The sequence below is a fragment of the Corynebacterium sp. genome (assembly GCF_030535495.1).
In the GTDB taxonomy this organism is placed as follows: domain Bacteria; phylum Actinomycetota; class Actinomycetes; order Mycobacteriales; family Mycobacteriaceae; genus Corynebacterium.
This window is the reverse complement of sequence record NZ_JAUNRW010000139.1, coordinates 1-4,800: the sequence shown is the minus strand read 5'-3', so window position 1 is coordinate 4,800 and position 4,800 is coordinate 1. Positions and strand designations below refer to the sequence as shown.

General features: G+C 65.8%; 3 protein-coding genes and 1 tRNA gene. 1 reads left to right on the top strand and 3 read right to left on the bottom strand.

The window, feature by feature from the left end:
- Positions 1 to 17 precede the first annotated feature (17 nt).
- From ettA to Q4F73_RS11590, 3 genes are all read right to left on the bottom strand, one after another.
- The gene (gene ettA, locus Q4F73_RS11600) at positions 18 to 1,688 is read right to left on the bottom strand and encodes an energy-dependent translational throttle protein EttA (protein WP_303359500.1); all 1,671 of its coding nucleotides are present in this window, start codon (positions 1,686 to 1,688) and stop codon (positions 18 to 20) included.
- Between the two features lie 63 nt (positions 1,689 to 1,751).
- Positions 1,752 to 2,291: a single-stranded DNA-binding protein gene (locus tag Q4F73_RS11595; RefSeq protein WP_303359499.1), complete on the bottom strand. Its 540-nt coding sequence runs from the start codon at positions 2,289 to 2,291 to the stop codon at positions 1,752 to 1,754.
- A 135-nt stretch (positions 2,292 to 2,426) separates the two neighbouring features.
- On the bottom strand, positions 2,427 to 4,583 hold the full coding sequence (locus Q4F73_RS11590; protein ID WP_303359498.1) for a cytochrome c oxidase assembly protein: 2,157 nt from the start codon (positions 4,581 to 4,583) through the stop codon (positions 2,427 to 2,429).
- 119 nt (positions 4,584 to 4,702) lie between these two features.
- Between Q4F73_RS11590 and Q4F73_RS11585 the strand changes: the two genes are divergently transcribed.
- Positions 4,703 to 4,776 (top strand) — tRNA-Arg (locus Q4F73_RS11585).
- The last annotated feature ends 24 nt before the right edge of the window (positions 4,777 to 4,800 follow it).

The window sequence follows — 4,800 nt, the reverse complement described above, 5'->3', positions numbered from 1 at the left end:
CGTCGATAAGCGTGAACCTAGCGGGTCAGGCGGCGGTGGGTGACGCGCGAGGGACGCGCGGCATCGGCACCGAGGCGCTCGATCTTGTTCTTCTCGTAGTCACCGAAGTTGCCCTCGAACCAGAACCACTTGCCCTCCTCCACGTTGCCCTCCCAGGCGAGGATGTGGGTACAGGTACGGTCCAGGAACCAACGGTCGTGGGAGATGACCACGGCGCAGCCCGGGAACTTCTGCAGGGCGTTCTCGAGGGAACCGAGCGTCTCGACGTCGAGGTCGTTGGTCGGCTCATCGAGAAGCAGCAGGTTGCCGCCCTGCTTGAGGGTCAGCGCCAGGTTGAGGCGGTTGCGCTCACCACCGGAGAGCACCTTGGACGGCTTCTGCTGGTCCGGGCCCTTGAAACCAAAGGCGGACAGGTAGGCGCGGGACGGCATCTCGTTCTGGCCGACCTTGATGTAGTCGAGGCCCTCGGAGACGACCTGCCACACCGTGGCCTCCGGGTCGATGTTCTCGCGGCCCTGGTCGACGTAGGACAGCTGGACGGTGTCACCGACCTCGACGGTGCCGGCATCCGGCTGCTCCAGGCCCACGATCGTCTTGAACAGGGTGGTCTTACCCACACCGTTCGGACCGATGACGCCGACGATGCCGTTACGCGGCAGGGTGAACGACAGGTCCTTGATGAGGGTGCGGCCGTCGAAGCCCTTCTCCAGGTTCTTGACCTCCACGACCTTGTTGCCCAGGCGCGGCGGGGTCGGGATCTGGATCTCCTCGAAGTCCAGCTTGCGGTACTTCTCGGCCTCGGCGGCCATCTCCTCGTAGCGCTCCAGGCGGGCCTTGTTCTTGGCCTGGCGGGCCTTCGGGGAGGAGCGGACCCACGCCAGCTCATCCTTGAGGCGCTTCTGCAGCTTCTGGTCCTTCTTGCCGGCGACCTCGAGGCGCTCGGCCTTCTTCTCCAGGTAGGTGGAGTAGTTGCCCTCGTAGGGGTGCAGCTTGCCGCGGTCGACCTCACAGATCCACTCCGCGACGTGGTCGAGGAAGTAACGGTCGTGGGTGACGGCCAGGACGGCACCCTTGTAGTCGGCGAGGTGCTTCTCCAGCCACAGGACGGACTCGGCGTCGAGGTGGTTGGTGGGCTCGTCGAGCAGCAGCAGGTCCGGCTCGGAGAGCAGCAGCTTCGCCAGGGCGACGCGGCGGCGCTCACCACCGGAGAGGTTGGTCACCGGCGAATCGGACGGCGGGCAGCGCAGCGCCTCCATGGCCTGCTCGATCTTGGAGTCGACCTCCCACGCGTCAGCGGCGTCGAGGTCCTCCTGGAGACGACCCATCTCCTCCATGAGCTCGTCGGTGTAGTTGGTCGCCATCTCCTCGGCGATCTCCTCGAAGCGCTTCTTCTTCTCGAAGATGTCGCCCAGGCCCTCCTCGACGTTCTCGCGGACGGTCTTGTCCTCGTTGAGCGGCGGCTCCTGCAGCAGGATGCCCACGGTGGCGCCCGGATCCAGGAAGGCCTCGCCGTTGGACGGCTGGTCGATGCCAGCCATCACCTTGAGCACCGACGACTTGCCGGCACCGTTGGGTCCCACGACGCCGATCTTGGCGCCCGGGTAAAAGGCCATCGTGACATTGTCAAGGATGACCTTGTCGCCGACGACCCTTCGCACATTCTTCATCGTGTAGATGAACTCGGCCATTTCTCCCCTAGTGTTCTCGTGCGGTAAAGACACTCCACAGGGTACATGACCGGCCCGGATGTTCTAGAAGGGGACGACCCCGTTCCCCGCGCTTGCCGACGCCCCGTTGACCACCCCCACCGGCTCCGGTCCCGGCTCGAGCGCCGGCTCGGTCTTCTCCCACACCTTCTCGCACAGCGACTTCGGATCGACGTCGGCGGGCAGGGCCGCACCGAGGAGATTCTTCTCCGCGGCGTCCACGCGCTGGGAGCCGATGACGTAGCGGTTGAGGTCCAGGCCGATGGAGAAGCAGCGCAGCTTCACCACCTGGCGCTTCTGCTGGGACTCCTTGTCCTCCCATTCGTCGGTGACCAGGGTGCCGTGGGCGATGACCGGCATCCCCTTGCCCAGTGACTTCTTGCAGTTGATGGCCAACGGGCCCCAGATCTCGACGTCGATGAAAAGCGGATCGCTGTCGATCCACAGATCCGGGTTCTTCTTGTCCCGCACCCGGCGGGAGGAGGCGATGCGCAGGCGCGCCTTGTAGGACGTGGACTTCTCGAAGTACTGCAGGCTCGGTTCGTCGGTGAGATTGCCGAGGATGGTCGTGGTGGTCTGTGCCATGGTGTTTCCCCCTGAGTGTGAGTGTGTCGTGCTGACACCTCGCAGCCTGGCAGAGGGTGGTAGGGGTGACAACCGTGGCGTCGATAAGCCTGTGGATAACTCGAGTTATCCACAGAAACGCCCCTCCCCCGTCAGTTACTCCTTGCGGCGGGAGCGCAGATCGAGTACGGGGCCCTCCGGCTCGTCCGGGGTGTCCTCCACGGGCTCGGGAGCCTTGGGGAACTCCTTCTCCTCGAACTCATTGCGGGCGGCGCCACCTGCGGAAATGCGGGCGAGCATCTCATTGTAGGCCTCAAAGTCATCATCCTCGCCGGACTCGACCCGCTTCTCGTAGGCGGTCTCGGTCTCGCGTTCATCGCGACGCCACCCGAGGAAGAGCAGGAGGAACACCAGGCCCATGGGGAACGAGCCCGAGGCCCAGCCGATGCCGCCGCCGACGCGCTGATCCTCCAGGAGATCCAGCTCCCAAGGGAGCCCGAGGCTGAGGTAGAAATCCTCACCCAGGATCGTCGTGAGCTGCATGAGGTAGACGCCGGCGAAGAGGTGGAAGGGCATGGACCCGGTCAGCCAGGCCAGGCGGATCGCCGTCGGGCGGCGCACCGGGGTCGGATCGACGCCCACCAGCTCCCAGAAGTAGAGGTAGCCGGAGATGAGGAAGACCCAGTTCATGGCCAGGTGGCCGGCGTGCTCGGAGATCGCCAGTTCATAGAGCGGGATGAACAGGTACAGGACGTAGAAGATGAACAGGAACTGCAGCGTGTTCACCAGCGGGTGGGTGAGGAACTTGAACAGCGGGGCGCGGGTGATCGCCAATGCCCAGTCGTGCGGGCCCGGTCTGCCCGGCGCGCCCGGTTCGTAGGCGCGCATGAGCAGCGTCAGCGGGCCGCCGAGGGCCAGGAAGAGCGGGACCACCATGGACAGGATCATGTGCACGATCATGTGCATCGAGTAGGTGGCCGGCATGTTCATGCCGATACCGGAACTCGTGGTCACCAGCAGGCTGCCCGTACCCAGCAGCCACATGGTGGTGTGCAGCGGGTTCCACGTCCCGCCCCGGCGGTGCACGCGCCAGACCCCGTAGAGGTACCCGGCGGTCAGCAGCAGCGCGATGGTGCCGAACATGACGTCGAAGCGCCACATGGTGAACACGTTGGACAGGGTCGGCTTCTCGTGGAGGTCATAGCCCATCTGGATGGCCATCTGCGAGAGGTTGGGGTCCCGCGGCGCCGGCGGCGGGGTGCGCCCCATGGTGATGGCCACGCCCGTGACAGCCGCCATGACGATGCCCTCCACGACGGCGAAACGCAGGAACAGCCCCGGCTTCGCGGAGATCTGCGGGATGGTGAGCATGCGGTGGACGAATCCGAGGAAACCGAGCAGCACCAGGCCCACCGTCTTGGCGATGAGGATCGCGCCGTAGGTGGTGGTCAGCCAGTCCGACCACTCCACGCGGACGGCGGCGTTGATCAGGCCCGAGATCGTCATGACGATGAGCGCGAAGAACGCCACGGCGGAATAGCGGCGCAGACCGGTCTCCATGTCCGGGCCGAGCCGGCGGCCGTGCGCGATGAGCGCCAGGAGGCCGCCGATCCACACCGCCATGGCCACGAGGTGCCACAGGTAGGAGTTCGTGCCGTAGTCGTGCGCGCCACCGGCCGCGGCGTGGCCCTCCATGCCGAGGGGCACGATGGTGAAGATCGCGCCGATGAGCAGCAGCGGCTGCGCGATCCAGGAGCGCAGGATCAGCCCCGCCACGCCCACCACCAGCGAGATACCGGCCACCACCGACCAGGCCAGAGCCGTGGCCACCTGGCGGACGGCCACCCCCCACATGTCGATGGCCAGCGTGTCGCGGAACGGCGTGCCCGACACGTCGGACAGCGTCAGCGGGATCATGAGCACGGCGATGAGGCCGAAGGAGAGGGTGGCGAAGGCACCGGTCCGCGTGGCGATGTCCCCGTCAACACTCAGGCGGGCCTCCACCAGGCGCGTGTTATCGCCGTCGGGCACCCGCGGCGAGATGTAGAACGCCGAGAACATGAACGAGCCGATCGCCAGCGCCGCCAGCATCCACCCCACCGCCCGGAAGAACGGCAGACCCCACGTGGTCACCGGCCCCGGATCCGGGATACCCAGTGCCACGAGCGAGTCCGTGAGAAGTTCGAAGGAGATCGTCGCGCCCACCAGGCCGGCGACACCGAAGAACAGCAGGTAGAGCGGCCAGGTGGGCCGGACCTTCCGCATGCTTATCGACGCCCGCGTATCTGCTTCCTCGACCCGTACTACTGACATGCGCTCTACCCTAATCGGCGCACGGGTGCGAACCTAGCCGGGGTGAATCTCCCCACCACCTGGGAACTTTTCCGCTTCCCGGGGGACGTGGGCTAGGATTTATCCCGCGCCGTGCGCATGCCTCCGTAGCTCAGTGGATTAGAGCAGTCGGCTTCTACCCGATTGGTCGCGGGTTCGAATCCTGCCGGGGGCGCTTTTTACCGTTCGCACGTGAACC